A 19516-nucleotide genomic window follows, 5' to 3' on the forward strand; every position below is an offset into this window, starting at 1 on the left:
GTAGCGTTGCCGCAACCCGTCTGCAAGAGTTGCGAAAGATGAAGAAAGAATTTTCAACTGGCCATTGACGGGGCCTCCTTGACTGCCCCACGCTCACTGCGCGCCACCCGAAAACCGGCCGCCCCACACACTCGGCCGGAACCCCACATCGAGGAGCCGCACATGCCCCCCATGCGCTACACCGCTCTACCGCTGGCCGTGGCCGCGCTGAGTCTGGGCGGGGTGTTCGCCCCCACGTTCACCCCGTCCGCCTCCGCCGCCGACACCGGCACCCCCAACGGCGACGTCATCGCCAACTTGTGGGAGTGGAACTGGACTTCGGTCGCCAAGGAGTGCACCGACACCCTCGACCCGGCGGGCTACGGCGCCGTCCAGGTCGCCCCGCCCCAGGAGTCCCTGAAGCAGGCGGACCACTACTGGTGGGACGTCTACCAGCCGTACTCGTACAAGCTCGACAGCCGTTTCGGCAGCGCGAGCGACTTCAAGTCCATGGTCGACAGCTGCCATTCGGCCGGCATCGAGGTGTACACGGACGCCGTCATCAACCACACGTCCGCCCAGCCCGGCACCGGATACGCGGGCACCACCCTGTCCAACAAGTACGACAGCGCGGACTACGACCCGGCCGACAGCGACGACTGCACCAAGACGATCTCCAACTGGTCGGATCAGCACGAGGTCCAGCACTGCGAGCTGCTCGGCATGCCCGACCTCGACACATCAGAGGCGGGCGTCCGCGAGAAGATCACGGGCTTCCTCAACAAGCAGATCGACCTCGGAGTCGACGGCTTCCGCGTCGACGCCGCGAAGCACATCGAGACCGCCGACATGAACGCCATCGTGGGCGCCCTCAACAAGACGAGCGCGGGCAAGGCCCCGTACATCACACAGGAGGTGTATCCCGGCAACCCGCCCGCCACCGGTGACTACTACGGCAACGGCTCCGTCCTGGACTTCACGTACGCCGCCGCCATGAAGTCGCAGTTCGGTGGCGGTGACATCGCCAACCTCAAGTCGTTCGGGTCGAGTTGGGGTCTCGCCGACGAGGAGCACTCCAACTCCTTCGTCACCAACCACGACACCGAGCGCAACGGCTACACGCTGTCCTACAAGGACGGCGCGACCGCCACCCTCGCCAATGTCTTCCAACTGGCGCGCGGCTACGGCCGTCCCACGGTGTACGCGGCGTGGAAGTTCGACCAGAGCGACCAGGCCCCGCCGAGCGACGGCGGCGGCATGGTCACCGACACGGACTGCTCGGGCGCCTGGTCCTGCCTCGACCGGGACGCCGCGGTCACCGGGATGGTGGGCTGGCACAACAAGGCGGCCGGCGAGGCGGTGGCGGACTGGCAGTCACCCGCCGCCAACGTGATCGGCTTCGGCCGCGGCGACGTGGGCTTCGTCGCGATCAACAACTCGTCCGCCGCGAACACCCACACGTACACGACGAGCGTGCCCGACGGCACGTACAAGAACGTCGTGGGTGACGGCGAGGTGACCGTCTCAGGCGGCAAGGCGGAGCTGACGGTGCCTGCGAAGGGCGCGGTGGCGTTCCACACGGCGTAGCGGGGACGGACAGAGGGGCGGCGCCCGGTCGGGTGCCGCCCCTCACGCACGTGCGGGTCAGGCGGTCGTCCACCACACCGTGGTGTCGGCCGGCAGGTCCACGTGGCCGCCGTCCGGCTCGACCGCGGCCGATGACAGGAGTACGTCGCCGGGGACCGGAATGCGGACCGCCGCGCCCGTCGTGTTCACCGTGCAGGCGAAGCCGGGACGCTCGAAGTGCAGCACCCCCTGCGGGGCGTCGCCGTGCCACTTCACGCCGTCGCCCGCGCCGAGGCCCGGCGTGGAGCGGCGCAGCGCGAGCGCCGAGCGGTACATCTCAAGGGTCGACTCCGGGTCGCCGGTCTGCGCCTCGACGCTGAGCGCGCCCCACGTGTCGGGCTGCGGGAGCCAGCTGCCGCCGTCGCCGAAGCCGTACGAGGATCCTGTGCGGGTCCACGGGATCGGGACGCGGCAGCCGTCGCGGAAGCCGTCCTGCCCGGCGCCCCGGAAGTACGCGGGGTCCTGGCGCACCTCGTCGGGGAGGTCGGTGACGTCGGGAAGGCCGAGTTCCTCGCCCTGGTAGAGGTAGGCGGAGCCGGGCAGGGCGAGCATCAGAAGGGTGGCGGCGCGGGCGCGGCGCAGGCCGAGCGCGCGGTCGCCGGGTGTGCGGATCTGGGTGCCGAGGCCCGGCGGATTGGCGTAGCGGGTGGTGTGCCGGGTGACGTCATGATTGGACAGCACCCAGGTGGCGGGGGCGCCGACGGGGCGCATCGCGTCGAGGGAGCTGTCGATGATCTCGCGAAGACCTTCCGCGTCCCAAGGGGCGCCCAGGTACTGGAAGTTGAAGGCCTGGTGGAGTTCGTCGGGGCGGACGTAGTTCGCCGTGCGCTCGACGGTCGGGGTCCATGCCTCGGCGACGAAGATTCGCTCGCCGTCGTACTCGTCGAGGATCAGGCGCCACGAGCGGTAGATCTCGTGCACGCCGTCCTGGTCGAAGAACGGCATGACGTCGTTGCCGAGGAGCTTCAGCTGGTCGGCGCCGCCGAGGTCCGGCAGCCCCTCCGCCTTGACGAGGCCGTGGGCGACGTCGACGCGGAAGCCGTCGACTCCCATGTCGAGCCAGAAGCGCAGGATGGAGCGGAACTCGTCGGCGACCGCCGGGTGTTCCCAGTTGAGGTCGGGCTGCTCGGGGGCGAAGAGGTGCAGGTACCACTCACCGTCGGGGAGCCGGGTCCAGGCGGGGCCGCCGAAGATGGACTCCCAGTCGTTGGGCGGGAGTTCGCCCTCAGCGCCCTTGCCGGGGCGGAAGTGGTAGCGGTCGCGGAGCGGGGAGCCGGGCCCGTCGGCGACGGCGCGCTTGAACCACTCGTGCTGGTCGGAGGAGTGGTTGGGCACGAGGTCGACGATGACGCGCAGGTCGAGGGCGTGCGCGTCGCGGATCACGGCGTCGGCGTCGAGGAGGGTGCCGTACATCGGGTCGACGGCCCGGTAGTCGGCGACGTCGTAGCCGCCGTCGGCCTGCGGCGAGGCGTAGAACGGGGACAGCCACACCGCGTCCACGCCCAACTCGCGCAGATGCGGGAGGCGTTGGCGGATGCCTTCGAGGTCGCCGGTGCCGTCGCCGTCGCTGTCCGCGAAGCTGCGCGGATAGACCTGGTAGATGACCGCGTCCCGCCACCAGTCGGTGGTCTCGCGGGTCGTGGTGGCAGCCGTCACCGGCTGGCCCGTGGAGTGCTGGCTCATGATGTCCTTGCTGCGTAGCCGGGTTCAGCCCTTGGTTCCGCCGGCGGTCAGGCCGGTGACCAGGTGCTTCTGGACAAGGTAGAAGAAAGCGGTCACCGGGATGGCGATCAACACCGCGGTCGCCGCCATCAGATTCCACTGCGCGTCGTGTTCGCTGACGAAGCTCGAAAGGCCGATCGCGAAGGTGTACTTGGTGTCGCTGAGCATGAACGTGTTGGCGAAGGCGACCTCGGCGAACGCGGTGATGAACGCGTAGAACGCGGCGACCGCGATGCCCGGCTTGGCGAGCGGCAGGATGAGCCGCCAGAACGTGCCGAAGGGGCTGAGCCCGTCGATCCGGCCCGCCTCGTCGATATCGGCCGGGATGGTGTCGAAGTAGCCCTTCAGGAGCCAGGTGCAGTACGGCACGATCGTCGTGCAGTTGATGAGGATGAGGCCCTGGTAGGTGTCGATCAGGTTGAGCTCGGAGAAGATCTCGTAGATCGGCACGATGAGGACGGCGATCGGGAACGCCTGCGTGAGCAGCAGCATCCACATCAGCGGGCGGTAGCCGGGAAAGCGCATGCGGGAGACGGCGTAGCCGGTGGTCGCCGCGAACAGGACGCCGACGAGCGTGGTGCCGAGCGCCACGATCAGCGTCGACGCCGTCCAGCTGAAGAACTCCGTGTGCTGAACGACGTACGCGTAGTTGTCCAGCGTCGCCTTGCTGAGGATCTTGCCGGGGTGCAGATAGTCGTCCTTGTCGGGGCCGAGCGACAGGTACACCAGCCAGATGACGGGGAACAGCGCGACGAGTCCGGCGACGCTGAGGGCGCCGTGCATGAGGACCTTCGCGAGCGGGCCGCGTTCGCCGCGCCCGCGCACCGGCCGGGTGGGCTCCGCGGCGCCCGGCGCCGGGCGCTGCGCGGGGACCTGGGAGGCGGAGGGAGTCAGGGTGTTCGGCGTGGGGCTCATGGTGTCGGCTCCTGCGGCGTCAGACGGCGAGCTGCTCATTGCGCTTCAGCCAGCGGTAGTAGAAGGACGTGAAGACGGCGAGGATCGACAGGAGCAGCACTCCGTACGCGGCGGACTGCGCGAAGTCGCGTGGCTGCTGCCCGAATCCGAGCCGGTAGGCCCAGGTCACGAGGATCTGCGCGTCCGGAGCCGTGTTACCGAAGAGCAGGAAGATGATCGGGAACTGGTTGAACGTCCAGATGGTTCCCAGCAGGACGACGGTCGAGCCGACGGGCCTGAGGCCCGGCAGGGTGATGTGGCGGAAGCGCTGCCAGCCGTTCGCCCCGTCCATCTCCGCTGCCTCGTACAGCGAGCCGTCGATGGACTGCAGGCCGCCGAGCAGCGAGATCATCATGAACGGCACGCCGCACCAGGTGTTGACGAGGATCGCGGCGATCCGCTGGAACGACGGGTCCTCCAGCCACTGCGGCTGCGGCAGGTGCAGCGTGCCGAGGCTCGCGTTGATGATCCCGGAGTCGGCCAGCATGATGCGCCACGCGAAGACGGTGACGAACGTCGGGACGGCCCACGGCAGGATGAGGAGCAGCCGGTAGAAGGTGCGGCCGCGCAGCTTCTCGTTGAGGAGCAGCGCGAGGCCGAGGCCGATGCAGTAGTGCAGGGCGACACAGACCACGGTCCACACGATGGTCCACACGAAGTGCGACCAGAAGCGGTCGTAGGCGGAGGGGCCCCACAGGATGTCGGCGTAGTTGTCGAGGCCGATGAACTTGTAGGTGGCCTCGATGTGGTTGACGCCGATCGTGCGGGCCGAGTTGAGGCTGTTGGCGTCGGTGAGCGTCAGATAGAAGCCCCGCATCAGGGGGTAGAGGACGAGGACGCCGAGGACGACGACGACCGGGGCGATCATCGCGTACGCGTACCAGAACTTGCGGTACGAGTCCTTGAGGCGCCGCAGCGGTCCTGGGCGCTGCGCGCGCTGGGGTGCGGCCGGTCGGTCGGCGGCAAGGGTCATGCGAGGCACCTTCTGGATCGGGCTGTGGCAGGGCTGCGCCGGTTCGCGCCCTCCCCCTCTTCGGGGCACGAACCGGCCGATGGCTACCGGTGACCGGCAATGGCCGGCGGTGGCTAGCGGGTCACTTGGCGAAGCCGGGCAGCAGCTTGGCGAACGAGGTCTCCAGGCTGTTGACGCCCTTGTCCAGGGACTCCTTGCCGGTGGCGACCTTCGGCAGCTCCTCGTCCATGGGCGTCCACAGCGAGCTGTACTCGGGCAGTTCGGGGCGCGGCTGCGCGGCGCTCAGGACCTTCTGGTAGCCGGCGATACCGGGGTCGGCGGTGACTTTCGCGGTGAACGCGTCCTCGCGGGTGGGCAGCGTCGAGTTCTTCAGGGCGATCTGCTCCTGCGTCTTCGCCGACGTCATCCACTTCACGAACTTGAGCGAGGCCTCCTGGTGGGCCTTGTCCGAGCCCGCGTACACGGACAGGTTGTGGCCGCCGGTCGGGGCGCCGGGCTTGCCCGCGGAGCCGGCCGGGACGGTGGCGATGCCGAGGTTCTTCTTGTCCTTGAACGCCGAACCCTTGTAGAAGTTCGTGATCTCCCACGGGCCCTGGATGGTCGAGGCGACCTTGCCGTTCACGAACGCGTCCTGGATGTGCGCGTACGCGTCCGCCGTGGCGTCGGCCTTGTGCAGGCCCTTGCCGTTGAAGAGGCCCTGCCAGGCGGTGAGGCCCTTCTTGGCGGCGGCGGAGCCGATGGTGATCTTCTTGCCGTCGGCGTCGACGGTGTCGGTGCCCTCGCCGAACAGGAACGGCTGGGCGTAGTAGCCGGCGGTGGAGCCCCAGAAGCCGTCGGCGCCGGTCTTGGCCTTGACCTTGGCGGCGTCCTTCTTCAACTGGTCCCAGGTGGTGGGCGCTTCGGCGATGCCCGCCTTCTTGAAGAGGGCCTTGTTGTAGACGAAGGCGAGGGTGTCGGTGACGAGCGGGACGCCGTAGGTCTTGCCGTCGAACTGGGCCTGCTCGATGAGGGAGGACTGGAACTTGTCCTTGTCGGCGAGCGCCTCGGTGCCGTCGAGCGGCAGCAGATAGCTCTTCTTGGCGAAGGCCGGGGTCCAGCCGACCTCGGCGCGCAGCACGTCGGGGGCGCCCTTCGCGCCGGCCGCCGTGTCGAACTTGTTCTGCGCGTCGTCGAAGGGCACGTTGACGTACTTGACCTTGATGTCGGGGTTGGCCTCGGTGAACTGCTTGGCCAACGCCTTGTAGGTGGGCGCCTCGTTGGTGGCGTTCGACGTGTCCCACCAGGTGATGGTGACCGGGCCCGACGCCTTGTCACCGCTGTCGTCGCTTCCGCCGCAGGCCGTCGCCGCGAGGGCGAGGGACGCCACCAGCGCGGTGGCCGCAATGCCACGCCGCATGAGAACTCCTAGAGGGTTGGGCCCGACTGAGCGACGTGAACGTAACAGCGCCGCAAGCCCGTGGAAAGACCTTGCTGAAAAAATTTGCAGAGACGGCGGTGGGTTACGGGTTCGTGACCTTCAAGTCGGGGCGAGTTGCGGGTAGTTACGCACACTTACGTGGGCCTTTGTGGCGCTGCAAAGCTCTGCAAGCTCTTGCCACCGGGCGGTGGCACAGGGATCATCGGGGTGCTGTCCCCCACGAGGTGCTCACGAGGAGTGCGATGACCCAGCTGCCCGCCCAGGCCGACCGCAAGGCGGCCCCGGCTCCGCCCGCGACCGCGCGGCTCGCCGACATCGCGGCGCAGGCGGGGGTGAGCGAGGCGACGGTGAGCCGGGTCCTCAACAGCAAGCCGGGCGTCGCGTCCGCGACCCGCCAGTCCGTGCTCGCCGCGCTCGACGTGCTCGGCTACGAACGTCCGGTGCGGCTGCGCCGGCGCAGCGAGGGCCTGGTCGGCCTGATCACGCCGGAGTTGGAGAACCCGATCTTCCCGGCGCTCGCCCAGGTCATCGGGCAGGCCCTGACCCGCCAGGGGTACACGCCGGTCCTCGCGACCCAGACCCCTGGTGGCTCGACCGAGGACGAGCTGACCGAGATGCTCGTCGACCGGGGTGTCACCGGCATCATCTACGTGTCGGGGCTGCACGCCGACACCACCGCCGACATGCGGCGCTACGAGCAACTGCGGGCGCAGGGCGTGCCGTTCGTGCTCGTCGACGGGTTCTCGCCGCAGGTGCGGGCGCCGTTCATCTCGCCGGACGACCGGGCGGCCATGCAGCTGGCGGTCACCCACCTCGGCTCGCTCGGGCACACCAGGATCGGCCTGGCGCTCGGGCCGAAGCGGTTCGTGCCGGTGCAGCGGAAGATCGAGGGGTTCGTGCGGGCGATGCGCGAGCGGTTCGGGCTCGGCCCGGACGAGGTCGAGCGGGACTTCGTGCAGCACTCCCTCTACACGCTGGAGGGTGGGCAGGCCGCGGCGTCCGACCTCATGGACCGCGGGTGCACGGCGGTGGTGTGCGCGAGCGACATGATGGCGCTCGGGGCGATTCGCGCGGCGCGGCAGCGGGGCCTTGAGGTGCCGGACGACATTTCCGTGGTGGGGTTCGACGACTCGTCGTTGATCGCGTTCACGGATCCGCCGCTGACGACGGTGCGCAAGCCCGTGCAGGCGATGGGGCAGGCGGCGGTCCGTACGGTGCTTGAGGAGATCGGGGGGACGCCGGCCCCCCATACCGAGTTCGTGTTCATGCCGGAGTTGGTGGTGCGGGGGTCGACGGCGTCGGGGCCGGGGGTTGTCGGGCGGCGTTAGGTTGCGCGGCGGCGGGGGTGCGGGCGCGGGGCTCCGCCCCGGGCCCCGCTGCTCAATCGCCGCAGGGGCTTGATTGGGCCCGCTGCACTGAACAGGGGCTTAATCGGCTGAACGCTGGGCCGCCCCGCTACGTATCCTCCTGCGAGCCCGGGCGCATCGGGCTGTTACGGGGGCCGTGCGGGAGGTACGGGTGGTGCGTCGGCCGGAGACGGTGCACCCGATTCGATCTCTTCTTTTCGTTTCGTAAGCGAACTCTGCTTTCTCTTTTCCCCGTGCCAGGAGTGCCGCTCCCCCCTGCCCGAAAACGGGCCGAAAAGTGGTTTTGAAAATTATTTCCGGACGTTTCCGTTCCCGGTTGACATGCCCTAATTCGCATGCCAAAGCTTGCTTCAGCACAGCGATTCCGGAATTCGCCCGACCACCGATGATCCGGAAAGGGGGGAAACACCATGAAGAAGATTTCTGTTCGCAAGGCAGGGCCCATCCGTCTGACCACGGCCTGCTACTACCTCTGCGGCGACGCCGCGTAATGCGCCTCCCCGGCCGGGGTCGGACTGCCTCCGGGGTCCGGCCCCGGCCACCTTCGCCCCACCAACTCCCCGTCTCTCACAAGGGGGTGTGCCGGATGAACGGCACCGTTCGGCTGCACCGGCTCACGATGGTCGCCGACACCGAAGGCGTGATGGTCGGCCGGCCCGACACCGGTTCGTACGCGGTGTTCCCCGAGGAGGGGGCGCAGGCGCTGCGGATGCTCCTCGACGGGGCGCCCGTCGATGCGGTCGGCGACTGGTACGAGCGCACCACGGGTGATCCGCTCGACACCGACGACTTCCTGGAAACCCTGGACGAGCTGGGGTTTCTGCGCATCGGCGAACCGCTGGCCGAGCAGCGGCCGGTGCGCTGGCAGGGGCTCGGCAGGGCCCTTTTCTCGTGGCCCGCCTGGCTCGCGTACGGCGCCCTGGTGGCGGCCGCGGTGACCATGATGGTGCGGGATCCGGGGCTTCGGCCCTCGTACCACCAGGTGTTCTTCACGCACTATCTGACGCTGATCCCGCTGAGCGTCTTCGCGCTGGCGCTGCCGTGCATCGTCGTGCACGAGGCGTTCCACGCGCTCGCCGGGCGGCGGCTGGGGCTGCCGTCCACGCTCGGGATCGGGCGCAGGCTCTACTACCTGGTCGCCGAGACCAGGCTCGATTCGCTGCTCAGCGTGGAGCGCCGGAAACGCTATCTGGTTTTCTGCGCGGGCATGTTGGCAGATGTGGTCCTGCTGTGCGGGTTCACGCTGCTTTCCGTCGCGCTTGACACAAACGCAATTCCGTCCTGGATTCACAAACTCTGCCTTGCTGTCGCCTTCACCTGTGTCCTGCGTCTCATCTGGCAATTGTTGTTCTATTTGGAGACGGACATCTATTACGTGGTGACGACGGCCACCGGATGCACGGATCTGCAGAATGCGACGCGGTTCCGGCTGCGCTCCGGGTTCCGCAGGGCGCTGCGGCTCGCGCCGCCCGTCGCGGACACCGAGTGGTCGGGGCGCGACCGCGCCGCGACCCGCTGGTACGCGCCGCTGCTGTTCGCCGGGTACGGGTTCTCGCTGGCCTCGCTCGCCTGGGCCGGGATCCCGACCGCCGTGCACTTCTGGACGACGGTCGCCGACCGGCTCGGCGCGCCGGACACCCCGTTCTGGGACCTGGTCGACGCGGCGGGCTTTCTGCTGCTGTCCGGGCTGCAGATCGGCCTGCTCGTCCACGTCACGCTGCGGGACCGGCGCGCCCGGACCCGCAACCGCCGCCCCACCTCACCGGAAGAAGCCCTGACATGACACATCTGTCACCCACCCTGTCGACGCGTCACTGGTGGCTCGACGCCACCGCGGACACCACCGCCGCCGAGTCGCCGCCGTCCCCTTCCCTTGAGGTGCGCTGCCACCGCCGGTTACGCGGCCCGTTCACCGCCGCGCACTACCTGCTGCACCAGGCCGTGCCGCAACTCGTCGAGCGGGACCGCGAGTTGGTGGCGTCCGCGCGGGCCACCGAGGTGGAGTCGATCGCGCCGGAGCTGATGAAGATCGTGCCGACGCCGCCGCAGACCCTCACCAATCTCGCCGACGCCAAGGAGCGCACCCGCTTCTACCCGGCGCCCCGGGCGCTGCGCATCGCGCACGGCGTGGCCGAACTCCTCATGGACTGGGCCAGGACGGCGCACCCGCGCGGACTCACCCTCTCCTTCCGTGGCCTGGACGAGGCCGATCCCACGGACCGCGACCTGGTGGCCGTGCTGCTGCGGCGCTGCGATCCCGCCACCCTGACCGTGGTCGTGGACGGCGCGGGGGCGGCCGACGACCTGCTCGGCAGGGCGCTCGCCGCGCACACCCGACGAGTGTCCCGACTGCCCTACGTGGACGCCGCGTTGCTGCCGGACGAGGACCTCGCGCAGGCCTACATCGACTCCGACGGCACGAGCGACGACGCCCGCCTGCTGCGCGCCTACGTGGCGCTGCCCGCCGACGAGCGGGCCCGCCGGCACACGGCTCGCGCCGCGCTGCTCGCCGAGCGGGACGAGCCGACGCTGCGGCTCGGCGCGATCCCGTACCACCTGGAGCACGGCGAGGACCCGAGGGGCGCGGGCGTCGACGCGATCGTGCAAGCCGTCAACGGCTGCTTCAACAAGGGGTTCTACGAGGCCGTGATCGACCTCGCCGAACGCGGCCGTGAACTGCTCGCGGGCTCCGCGCCCGACCGTACGTACTGGAACCTGACGCACAAGATCGGTGCCTGCCTCTGCTATCTGGGGCGCGGCGTGGACGCGTTCGCGTACTTCGAGGAGATGCGGCGCGGTTCGACATCGGCCGACGTCCACATGGGGACCGCGTACCTCAACGCCATGCTGTACACCCGGTTCCTGCCGAAGGAGCTGCACGACGAGGATCTGGCGCTCGCCTGGGTGAACACGGCGATCGCGATCGCCGACGTGCACCCGGACCCGCACAAGCGGATCCTGGTGCGGGCTTTCATGCGCAACGCGCGGGCCCTGGTCGAGCTGCACCGCGGCAACGCCGACGGCTCGCTCGCCCTGGTCGACGAGGCGATGGAGATCACCGACGCGGACTTCGGCCCGGACGAGCAACTCCTGCACCGCTCCGTGCTGTTGTACAACCGGGCGCAGGTGCGCGGCGCGCGCGGCGACCACACCGGCTCGCTCGCCGATTACGACGAGGTGATCCGCCGCGACCCGGACTACGGCGACTACTACTTCGAGCGGGCCGCCCAGCACCGCGCCCTCGGCCACCCCCACGAGTCGCTCGCCGACTACGCGGCGGCGATCCGGCTCACCCCGCCGTTCTACGAGGCGCACTTCAACCGGGCCGACCTGCTGCGGGAGTTGGGCGACGACGCGGGCGCGCTGCGCGACCTGGACTACGCCCTGTCCGTCGAGCCGGACCACGTCGACTCGCTGCTGCACCGCGCTGAACTGTCCCTGGAGCGCGGCGACTTCGACCGGGCCCGCGCGGACATCGACCACGGCCTCGCGCTGGCGCCCGGCAGCCCGCAACTCCTCGCGGCACGGGGCGCGTTGCACGCGGAGCTGGGCGATGTGCGCGCCGCGTACGAGAGTTACTCGGCAGCGCTCAACGCGGACCAGGGCTGCCTCGCCGCCTGGGTGAACCGGGCCGTCCTCGCCTTCGAGACGGGCAAGGCCGCCGACGCCGTCGACGACCTGAACTCGGCGCTCGCGCTCGCGGACGACGCCGAGCTGCGGGCCAACCGGGCCATGGCGCTGCAGTCGCTCGGCGAACACGAGCGCGCGACGGCCGACCTGAACCACGCGATGGCCTCGGCGGACGGCACCCCCGACCCCGAACTCCTCTACCTGCGCGGGGTCAGCCGCTTCGCGCTCGACGACGCGGACGGCGCGCTCACGGACTGGCGCGCGCACCTGGCCGCGTACGAGGCGGGAACCACGTCGCCGCACGCCGAGGAGATCAACGCCCGCGCCGGGGCCGCGCTGCGGGAGGGTGCCGCGTGACCGCCGAGGCGACGAGGGCGGCGCTGACCGGTGCGACCGCGCGCGGCGAGCCGACGGCGGTGACGCTCCCGCCGGCCCGCTCCGACCTCGTGCGGTCCGCGCTGCGGCGGCACGCCAAGGGGGTCGCCGTCGTCACCGTCGGCGGGGAGCGGCCCGCCGGGTTCTGTGTCACGTCGCTGGCCTCGCTCTCCCTCGACCCGCCGCTGATGTCGTTCACGGTGGGCCTGCGGTCGAGTTCGTGGGAGGCGGTGCGGGACGCGACGTGGGTGATGGTGCAGTTGCTCGCGGCCGGTCAGGAGGAGGTGGCGCGGGTCTTCGCGGGCCCGCGCCACGCGCGTTTCGGGCCCCGCACCCCCTGGCACCGTGACGCGCTCGGCCTGCCCGCCCTGGACGGCGTACTGGCCCGGTTCGTCCTCGCGCCGGTCAGCATGCGCCCGGTGGGCGACCACGCGCTGGTGATCGGGCTCGTGGTGCGGGCGGACCGGGCCGCGGACGCGGGGCCACTGGTGCACCACGAGGGGACGTTCGTGGACCTCCCCGGGCCATTGGGGACGACGGGGCCGGATCACTGAGCCATTGGTACAGTCGGCGTCCGGCACCCGCGCCACCGAAGGAGTCGCCCGCCATGGCCGTGGACCAGCTCGACACCCGTATCCTGCGGCTCCTGTTGGAACAGCCCCGCACCAGCATGCGCGAGTACGCCCGCATCCTCGGCGTCGCCCGGGGCACCCTCCAGGCCCGGCTCGACCGGATGGAACGGGACGGTGTCATCACGGGTGTGCAGCCGTCCCTGTCCCCCGCCGCCCTCGGCCACCCTGTCCTCGCCTTCGTGCACATCGAGGTCACGCAGGGCCACCTGGGGGACGTCGGGGACGGTCTCGCCGGGGTGCCGGAGATCATCGAGGCGTACTCCACCACCGGCGGCGGCGACCTCCTCGCCCGCGTCGCGGCCCGCGACGCCGAGCACCTGGAGGACCTGATCCAGCAGCTCAACCGGCTGCCCGGCGTGGTCCGCACCCGCACCGAGGTGGCGCTGCGCGAGCGCGTCCCGCACCGGGTGCTGCCGCTGGTCGAGGCGATCGGGAAGGCGGCCGGGCAGCCGCGCGGATGATCGGCCGACGCCGGTCCTGCATCCTGGGTCACATGAGCGACGCGAACCACCCCTCGTACCAGTTCGGCGACACCGCGGTCGTCTTCGACCTCGACGGCACCCTCGTCGACAGCGAGCCGAACTACTTCAAGGCCTCCCTCGGCACCCTCGCCCGGCAGGGCGTCACCGACTTCACGTGGGCCGACCACGAGACGTACGTCGGCATCTCCACGCTGGAGACCATCGGCATCTGGAAGCGGAAGTACGGCATCGACGCACCGGACGACGAGCTCCTTGAGGAGATGAACGCCCGCTATCTGGAGCTCGCGCGCGCCGAGACCCATGTCTTCCCGCAGATGCGGCTGTTCGTCGAGCGGCTGCACGCGGCCGGCGTCCCGATGATCGTCGCCTCGGGCTCGTCCCCTGAGGCCATCGACGCGATCCTCACCGGTACGGGCCTCGGGGCGCAGCTCCCGCTGTACGTCTCGGCGGACGAGGTGGAGCGCGGAAAGCCCGCGCCGGACGTGTTCCTGGAGGCGGCGCGCCGGCTCGGCGCGAAGGCCGGGCACTGTGTGGTCCTGGAGGACGCGGCGCCGGGCGCCGCCGCCGCGCACGCGGCCGGCATGCGCTGCATCGCGCTGCCGTATGTCGCGGCGCAGGCGGACGACCCGGCGTTCACCACGGCGGACCTGCTGTTCAAGGGCGGTCAGGAGGAGTTCACGGCGCGGGCCGCGTGCGAGTGGCTCGAACGCTCAGCTCCGTCTTCCTGATCTTCCCGGTGGGGGTGAGCGGCAGCTCGTCGAGGATCTCGACGACGTTCGGCACCTTGTACGTCGCCATGTTCTGGGCCGCCCACTCCTTGAGGCCGTCCCCGGTGAGGGTGGCTCCGGGGACGGTGCGCGCGAAGGCGTAGGGCCGCTGCCCGGCCTCCGGGTCCTCGACCGCGACGACCGCGGCGGCGAGCACGTCGGGGTGCTGGGCGAGCAGTGTCTCGACCTCCGTCGGGAAGACACTCATCCCCTTCACCTTGATCATGTCCTTGTCGCGGCCCAGGTAGTGCAGACACCCCTCCTCGTCGAGGGCGCCGATGTCACCGGTGTGCAGCCAGCCGTCGCGCAGCGCGCTCGCGGTGGCATCGGGCGCCCGCCAGTACCGGGTGAGCACGGACGGCCCGCGCACCACGATCTCTCCGCGCTCCCCCAGCGGCAGCGGCTCCCCGGTCGCGAAGTCGACGACCATGAAGTCCGTTCCCGGCACGGGCAGTCCGCAGAACACCGGGTCGCTCAGCAGGTCCCGGTCGCCGTCCTGGAAGCCGAGTGTGTTGGTGTCACTGGTGTGTGTCTCGGTCATCCCGTACGAGGCCTCGCGCAGCACACTGTGCTCGCCGACGGCCGCCTTCCAGCGGGCGCGCAGGGAGGGCGTGAGCTTGCGGACGAAGGAGACGGTGAGCGGGGACGACAGGCTGGTCAGGTCGTGGCGGGCGAAGTCGGGGTGGTCGAGGAGTTCGAGGTAGTTCTCGACGGTGCCCGCCATGGTGGTCGCGCCGTGTGTCTCGATGGCGTCGAGCACCTCGGCCGCGTTCCAGCGGGTGAGCAGGACGCTGGTGCCGCCGGAGACGAGCGGGGCGAGGATGCCGAGGTTCTCCCCCGCTATCCAGAAGATCGGCAGGTAGCAGACCGATACGATGCCGCGCGCCCGCTCCTCGTCCGTGGGCATCCGGCCGTTGTCGATGGCGGTGGCCGTGTAGACCATGTGCCGCTGGGTGTGCTCGCAGCCCTTGGGCAGTCCGGTGGTGCCGCCCGTGTAGTTGAGGGCGGCGAGCGCGTCGAGGTCGTCGGCAATGGGCTCGTGGCGGGCGTGGGCGACGGCCCGCGGCCAGTCCGCGTCGGCGAGGACGGTGCGTACGGGGGTGTCTTCGCGCACCTCGTCGAGGGCGCGGCGCAGGGTGTCCTGGGTGACGACCAACTCCGGCCCGGCGTCGGTGAGTTCGTGCCGAAGTTCTGCCGCGCGGAACATCGGGTTCACCGGTACGTGTACGGCTCCGATGCGCAGCACGGCGAGGAGGGCGACGACGAAGCGGGCGCCGTTGGGGAGGAACACACCGACGCGGTCGCCGGGCCGCACCCCGTTCTCCACCATCCATCCCGCCAACCGGGCGCTCTGGTCGTCGAGTTGGTGGTAGCTGAGCGTCTCCGCCGCCGTGACGATCGCGGGCCGGTCCGGGGTGCGGGCGGCCTGCCGGGCGATGTGGCCTGGCAGTGTCGACTCACCGGCCTCGTGGCGGGTTTCGGACGGCTGGCGGCCCGACCTGGACTTGGCCTGACGGGCGCGCAGGTCGTGCAGATGGGCCTCGACGGCTGTACTGACTGTGCTGGCTGTACTGGCTGTGCTGGTGGACAACGTGCGGCTCCCTACTGCTGAGGTGCTGCTCCAATACCGGTGCCGGTGCCGGTCCCGATACCGGTGCCGATACCGGTGCCGGTCCCGATTCCGAGGAGGTGCAGGTACATGGCGGTCACGTCGTCGACCGCCCGCTCGTACGCCGCCGGGTCCTCGGCCACGAGCCGCGCGAACTCGACGCTCATGCCGCCGACGGCCCGGGACAGGGTGAGCGGGTCGACGACCGGGCGCGCCCTGCCCTCGGCCGCGACCCGGCGTACGTAGCGGCCGGCGCGGCGGACCGGACGCTCGCGGATCTCCTCCCACAGGGCGCGCACCTCGGCGTCGCCCCGCGCCTGCTGTTCGAGGAGGACGAGCAGCGGGAGGTGGCGTGCGTACGCGGAGATGAACGCGGCCGTGGAGGCGCGCGCCACCGCCGCCACGTCGTCCGTGTCCACACCGGGCACGTCCTGTGCGGCGAGGAACGCGTCCCGTACCCGCCCCGCGAGCACCCGGAACACCTCTTCCTTCGACGCGAAGTAGACGTAGAACCCGGCGCGTGACACCTCGGCCCGCGCGGTGATGTCCGCGATGGTCGTCGGCCCGTAGCCGAGCCGCCCGAAGACGTGTTCCGCCGCGTCGAGCAGCCGTCCGCGCGCCGGGGCGTCGGTGCGGTCGCGTGCGGTGCGGACGGACCATTGCTGCTGGGTCTGCTGACTGCGTGCCACAGCGCCAGAGTATTGACGTTGACGTCAGTGTCAATGAGCATGACGGAATCCGAGCCTGGAACCGAATCCGACTTCCCGGAGGGGCACATGGGGTCTGCCGCCGTACTCGTCGCCAACCGTGGGGAGATCGCCGTACGGGTGTTGCGCGCCGCCGCCGAACTCGGCCTTCGTGCCGTGGCCGTGCACGAGCCGGGCGACGAGGCGCATCTGCCGTGGGCCGACGAGTCCGTGCCGTTGGCGGCGGGTGGGTACCTCGACGCGGAGGCGTTGGTGGCCGCCGCGCGCCGGAGCGGCTGTACGTATCTCCACCCCGGTTACGGCTTCCTCAGCGAGTCCGCCGTGCTGGCGGGGCGGTGCGCGGAGGCGGGGGTCACGTTCGTGGGTCCGGCGCCGGAGGTGCTCGACCTGTTCGGGGACAAGGCACGCGCGCGTGCGCTCGCCGTGGCGGCCGGGGTGCCGGTGCTGCCGGGGACGGCGGGTGACACCACGCTGGAGGAGGCGCGGGCGTTCCTCGCGGAAGGGGCCGAAGGGGTCGAAGAGCCGGTGATGGTGAAGGCCGTGGGCGGGGGCGGCGGGCGCGGGATGCGGGTCGTACGGGACGCGGCGGAGCTCGACGAGGCGTGGGAGCGGTGTCGCTCGGAGGCGCAACAGACCTTCGGGCGCGGCGAGTTGTACGTGGAGCGGCTGTGGGAGGGCGCGCGCCACATCGAGGTGCAGGTGGTCGGTGACGGTGACTCGGTGAGCCATCTGTGGGAGCGGGACTGCAGTGCGCAGCGCCGCCACCAGAAGCTCGTGGAGATCGCTCCGGCGCCCGGCCTCGACGCGGCCCTGCGCGGCCGTCTCGTCGACGCCGCCCTGCGGCTGGCCCGCGACACGCGCTACGCGGGGGTCGGCACGGTCGAATTCCTGGTGCGGGGCGAGGAGTTCGTGTTCATGGAGGCCAATCCGCGCCTTCAGGTGGAGCACACCGTGACGGAGGAGGTGACGGGTGTCGACCTCGTCGCGGCGCAGCTGCGGATCGCGGCGGGTGACACCCTCGCCGATCTGGGGCTCGCCGGGGAGCCGCCGGCGCCGCGCGGGTTCGCCGTGCAGCTGCGGGTGAACGCGGAGGTCACGGCGCCGGACGGGACGGTGCGGCCGTCGGCGGGGCGGATCACGCGACTCGATGTGCCGACGGGACCAGGGGTGCGCGTGGACACCGCCGTCCGCACGGGTACGGAGCTGGGCACGCGGTACGACTCGCTGCTCGCCAAGGTGGTCGCGCACGCGGCGGCCGGGGACTTCGCGGTGGCGTGCGCGCGGGCGAGGCGGGCGCTCGACGAGTTCGTGGTGGAGGGCCCCGCGACGGGAATTCCCTTGCTGAGCCGCCTGATTGGCCACCCCGGCTTCACGGCGGGCGGCTTCGACACCGGGTTCGTGGAGCGGCATCTCGCGGAGCTTGCGCCACCCGCCGCCGCGCCGGAGGGTGGCTCCAAGGAACCAGGTACGGTGACGGCGCCCATGGCGGGGACGGTCGTGTCGGTGGACGCCGAGCCCGGTCGGCTCGTCGCCGCCGGTGCCACGTTGCTGGTCCTGGAAGCCATGAAGATGGAGCACGTGGTGCGCGCCGAGGAGGCGGGTGTCGTGCGTTCCGTACGGGCCGGTGTCGGTGAAACCGTCGCGGAGGGCGCCGAGTTGGTGCTCCTCGACGTGACGGAGGGCGGCGCCGAGCTCGCGGGCACGGAAGCCGAGGTCGATCTCGACGCGATCCGTCCCGACCTCGCCGAGTCCGTCGCCCGGCACGCCTTCGGCCTCGACGAGAACCGCCCCGAGGCCGTCGCCAAGCGGCACGCGACCGGCCTGCGTACGGCCCGCGAGAACATCGCGGAGCTGTGCGACCCGGGCACCTTCGAGGAGTTCGGGGCGCTCGCCATCGCCGCGCAGCGGCAGCGGCGGACCACCGACGAGCTGATCCGCGCGACGCCCGCCGACGGCATGGTCACCGGCACGGGGCGCGTCGGCGGGACACCGGCCGTCGTCATGTCCTACGACTACACGGTCCTCGCGGGGACGCAGGGCCACAACAACCACCGCAAGACGGACCGCATGCTGCAACTCGCCGAGCGGCGCGGGCTGCCCGTCGTGCTGTTCGCGGAGGGCGGTGGCGGGCGGCCCGGTGACACCGACACATCGTCCATCGCGGGCCTCGATGTCATGACGTTCCATCAGATGGCGCGGCTGAGCGGGCGTGTGCCGCTGGTGGGTGTCGCCTCGGGGCGCTGCTTCGCGGGGAACGCGGCGCTGCTCGGCTGCTGCGACGTGGTGATCGCGACGCCGGAGGCGAACATCGGGATGGGCGGCCCGGCGATGATCGAGGGCGGCGGCCTCGGGGTGTACCGGCCGGAGGAGGTCGGCCCGCTGTCGGTGCAGGTGCCGAACGGAGTGGTGGACCTGCCGGTCGCCGACGAGGCGGAGGCGGTGCGGGCGGCGCGCGCCTACCTCTCGTACTTCCAGGGCCCACACGGGAGTTGGGAGGCGCCGGACCAGCGGCTGCTGCGGCACGCGGTGCCGGAGAACCGGCGGCGCGCGTACGACATCCATACGGCGATCGAGGGCCTCGCGGACGTCGGCTCGGTGCTTGAGCTGCGGCGCGGGTTCGGCGTCGGGGTGATCACGGCGCTGGTCCGGATCGAGGGGCGGCCGATGGGGCTCGTCGCCAACAACCCCGGGCACCTGGGTGGCGCCGTCGACCGGGACGCCGCCGACAAGGCCGCGCGGTTCCTGCGCAAGTGCGAGGCGTTCGGCCTCCCCGTCGTCTCGCTGTGCGACACCCCGGGGTTCATGGTGGGCCCGGACGCCGAACGCACCGCCACGGTCAAGCAGTTCGCCGAGCTGTTCATCGCGGGCGCGCAGCTGACCGTGCCGTTGGTGTGTGTCGTGCTGCGCAAGGCGTACGGGCTCGGGGCGATGGCCATGATGGGCGGTTCGACGCGGGCGCCGCTGGGGACGGCGGCGTGGCCGAGCGGCGAGTTCGGCGGGATGGGGCTTGAGGGCGCGGTGCGACTCGGCTACCGGCGGGAGCTGGCGGCGATCGCCGATCCGGCGGAGCGGGAGCGGGCCTTCGAGGCGCGGGTCGCGGAGCTGTACGAGCACGGGAAGGCGTTGAACGCGGCAGCGGCGTTGGAGATCGACGCGGTCATCGACCCGGCGGAGTCCCGGAGTTGGATCGTTTCGGCGCTCGACGGGCCGGGCTCGACGGCGTCCGTGGCGTACGCACCCGCGCATTGATGCGCTCCGCGACGGGTACTCGGACGA

At 70.8% G+C, this 19516-nt stretch carries 14 protein-coding genes; 8 read left to right on the forward strand and 6 right to left on the reverse strand.

Features of this window, described 5'->3' with window-relative positions:
• The first annotated feature begins 162 nt into the window (after window positions 1-162).
• Window positions 163-1566 (forward strand): alpha-amylase family protein, encoded by a 1404-nt coding sequence (locus RBJ65_RS18865; protein WP_306317352.1) that lies wholly within the window; start codon window positions 163-165, stop codon window positions 1564-1566.
• Window positions 1567-1623: 57 nt separating this feature from the next.
• Here RBJ65_RS18865 and RBJ65_RS18870 read toward each other — a convergent pair whose 3' ends face one another.
• The 4 genes from RBJ65_RS18870 to RBJ65_RS18885 all read right to left on the reverse strand — a co-directional run bounded on the left by RBJ65_RS18870 (window position 1624) and on the right by RBJ65_RS18885 (window position 6650).
• Entirely contained in the window at window positions 1624-3288 is a 1665-nt protein-coding gene (locus tag RBJ65_RS18870; RefSeq protein ID WP_306317353.1) for a glycoside hydrolase family 13 protein, read from the reverse strand.
• Between the two features lie 24 nt (window positions 3289-3312).
• A complete protein-coding gene (locus RBJ65_RS18875; protein ID WP_306317354.1) occupies window positions 3313-4242 on the reverse strand; it encodes a sugar ABC transporter permease in 930 nt (309 codons plus the stop codon).
• Window positions 4243-4261: 19 nt separating this feature from the next.
• The gene (locus RBJ65_RS18880) at window positions 4262-5254 is read right to left on the reverse strand and encodes a carbohydrate ABC transporter permease (RefSeq protein WP_306317355.1); all 993 of its coding nucleotides are present in this window, start codon (window positions 5252-5254) and stop codon (window positions 4262-4264) included.
• A 121-nt stretch (window positions 5255-5375) separates the two neighbouring features.
• Complete coding sequence (locus tag RBJ65_RS18885) at window positions 5376-6650, reverse strand: extracellular solute-binding protein (protein ID WP_306317356.1); 1275 nt, start codon at window positions 6648-6650, stop codon at window positions 5376-5378.
• A 263-nt stretch (window positions 6651-6913) separates the two neighbouring features.
• Here RBJ65_RS18885 and RBJ65_RS18890 point away from each other — a divergent pair, with 263 nt between their 5' ends.
• The 6 genes from RBJ65_RS18890 (at window position 6914) to RBJ65_RS18915 (ending at window position 13885) form a co-directional block, all read left to right on the forward strand.
• Window positions 6914-7999 carry a LacI family DNA-binding transcriptional regulator gene (locus tag RBJ65_RS18890; RefSeq protein WP_306317357.1) on the forward strand — a complete coding sequence of 362 codons (1086 nt, stop codon included), beginning with the start codon at window positions 6914-6916 and terminating at the stop codon, window positions 7997-7999.
• A gap of 625 nt (window positions 8000-8624) precedes the next feature.
• Window positions 8625-9821 (forward strand): hypothetical protein, encoded by a 1197-nt coding sequence (locus RBJ65_RS18895; RefSeq protein ID WP_306317358.1) that lies wholly within the window; start codon window positions 8625-8627, stop codon window positions 9819-9821.
• Window positions 9818-12025 carry a tetratricopeptide repeat protein gene (locus RBJ65_RS18900; RefSeq protein WP_306317359.1) on the forward strand — a complete coding sequence of 736 codons (2208 nt, stop codon included), beginning with the start codon at window positions 9818-9820 and terminating at the stop codon, window positions 12023-12025. The genes RBJ65_RS18895 and RBJ65_RS18900 overlap by 4 nt, the downstream gene beginning before the upstream one ends.
• Entirely contained in the window at window positions 12022-12597 is a 576-nt protein-coding gene (locus RBJ65_RS18905; RefSeq protein WP_306317360.1) for a flavin reductase family protein, read from the forward strand. Before RBJ65_RS18900 ends, RBJ65_RS18905 begins: the two co-directional genes overlap by 4 nt.
• A 53-nt stretch (window positions 12598-12650) precedes the next feature.
• The gene (locus RBJ65_RS18910; protein ID WP_306317361.1) at window positions 12651-13136 is read left to right on the forward strand and encodes an Lrp/AsnC family transcriptional regulator; all 486 of its coding nucleotides are present in this window, start codon (window positions 12651-12653) and stop codon (window positions 13134-13136) included.
• 32 nt (window positions 13137-13168) lie between these two features.
• Window positions 13169-13885, forward strand: coding sequence for an HAD family phosphatase (locus tag RBJ65_RS18915; protein WP_306317362.1), 717 nt, complete (start codon window positions 13169-13171; stop codon window positions 13883-13885).
• On the opposite strand, the gene RBJ65_RS18920 is transcribed toward RBJ65_RS18915, so the two are convergent.
• Window positions 13833-15515 carry an AMP-binding protein gene (locus tag RBJ65_RS18920; protein ID WP_306317363.1) on the reverse strand — a complete coding sequence of 561 codons (1683 nt, stop codon included), beginning with the start codon at window positions 15513-15515 and terminating at the stop codon, window positions 13833-13835. The two genes, RBJ65_RS18915 and RBJ65_RS18920, sit on opposite strands and share 53 nt — an antisense overlap.
• Before the next feature lie 11 nt (window positions 15516-15526).
• Window positions 15527-16222 (reverse strand): TetR/AcrR family transcriptional regulator, encoded by a 696-nt coding sequence (locus tag RBJ65_RS18925; protein ID WP_306317364.1) that lies wholly within the window; start codon window positions 16220-16222, stop codon window positions 15527-15529.
• Window positions 16223-16261: 39 nt separating this feature from the next.
• Here RBJ65_RS18925 and RBJ65_RS18930 point away from each other — a divergent pair, with 39 nt between their 5' ends.
• Window positions 16262-19489, forward strand: coding sequence for a carboxyl transferase domain-containing protein (locus RBJ65_RS18930; protein WP_306317365.1), 3228 nt, complete (start codon window positions 16262-16264; stop codon window positions 19487-19489).
• The last annotated feature ends 27 nt before the right edge of the window (window positions 19490-19516 follow it).

Origin of the sequence: Streptomyces sp. KL109B (genome assembly GCF_030766935.1) — a bacterium.
Classification (GTDB): Bacteria; Actinomycetota; Actinomycetes; order Streptomycetales; family Streptomycetaceae; genus Streptomyces.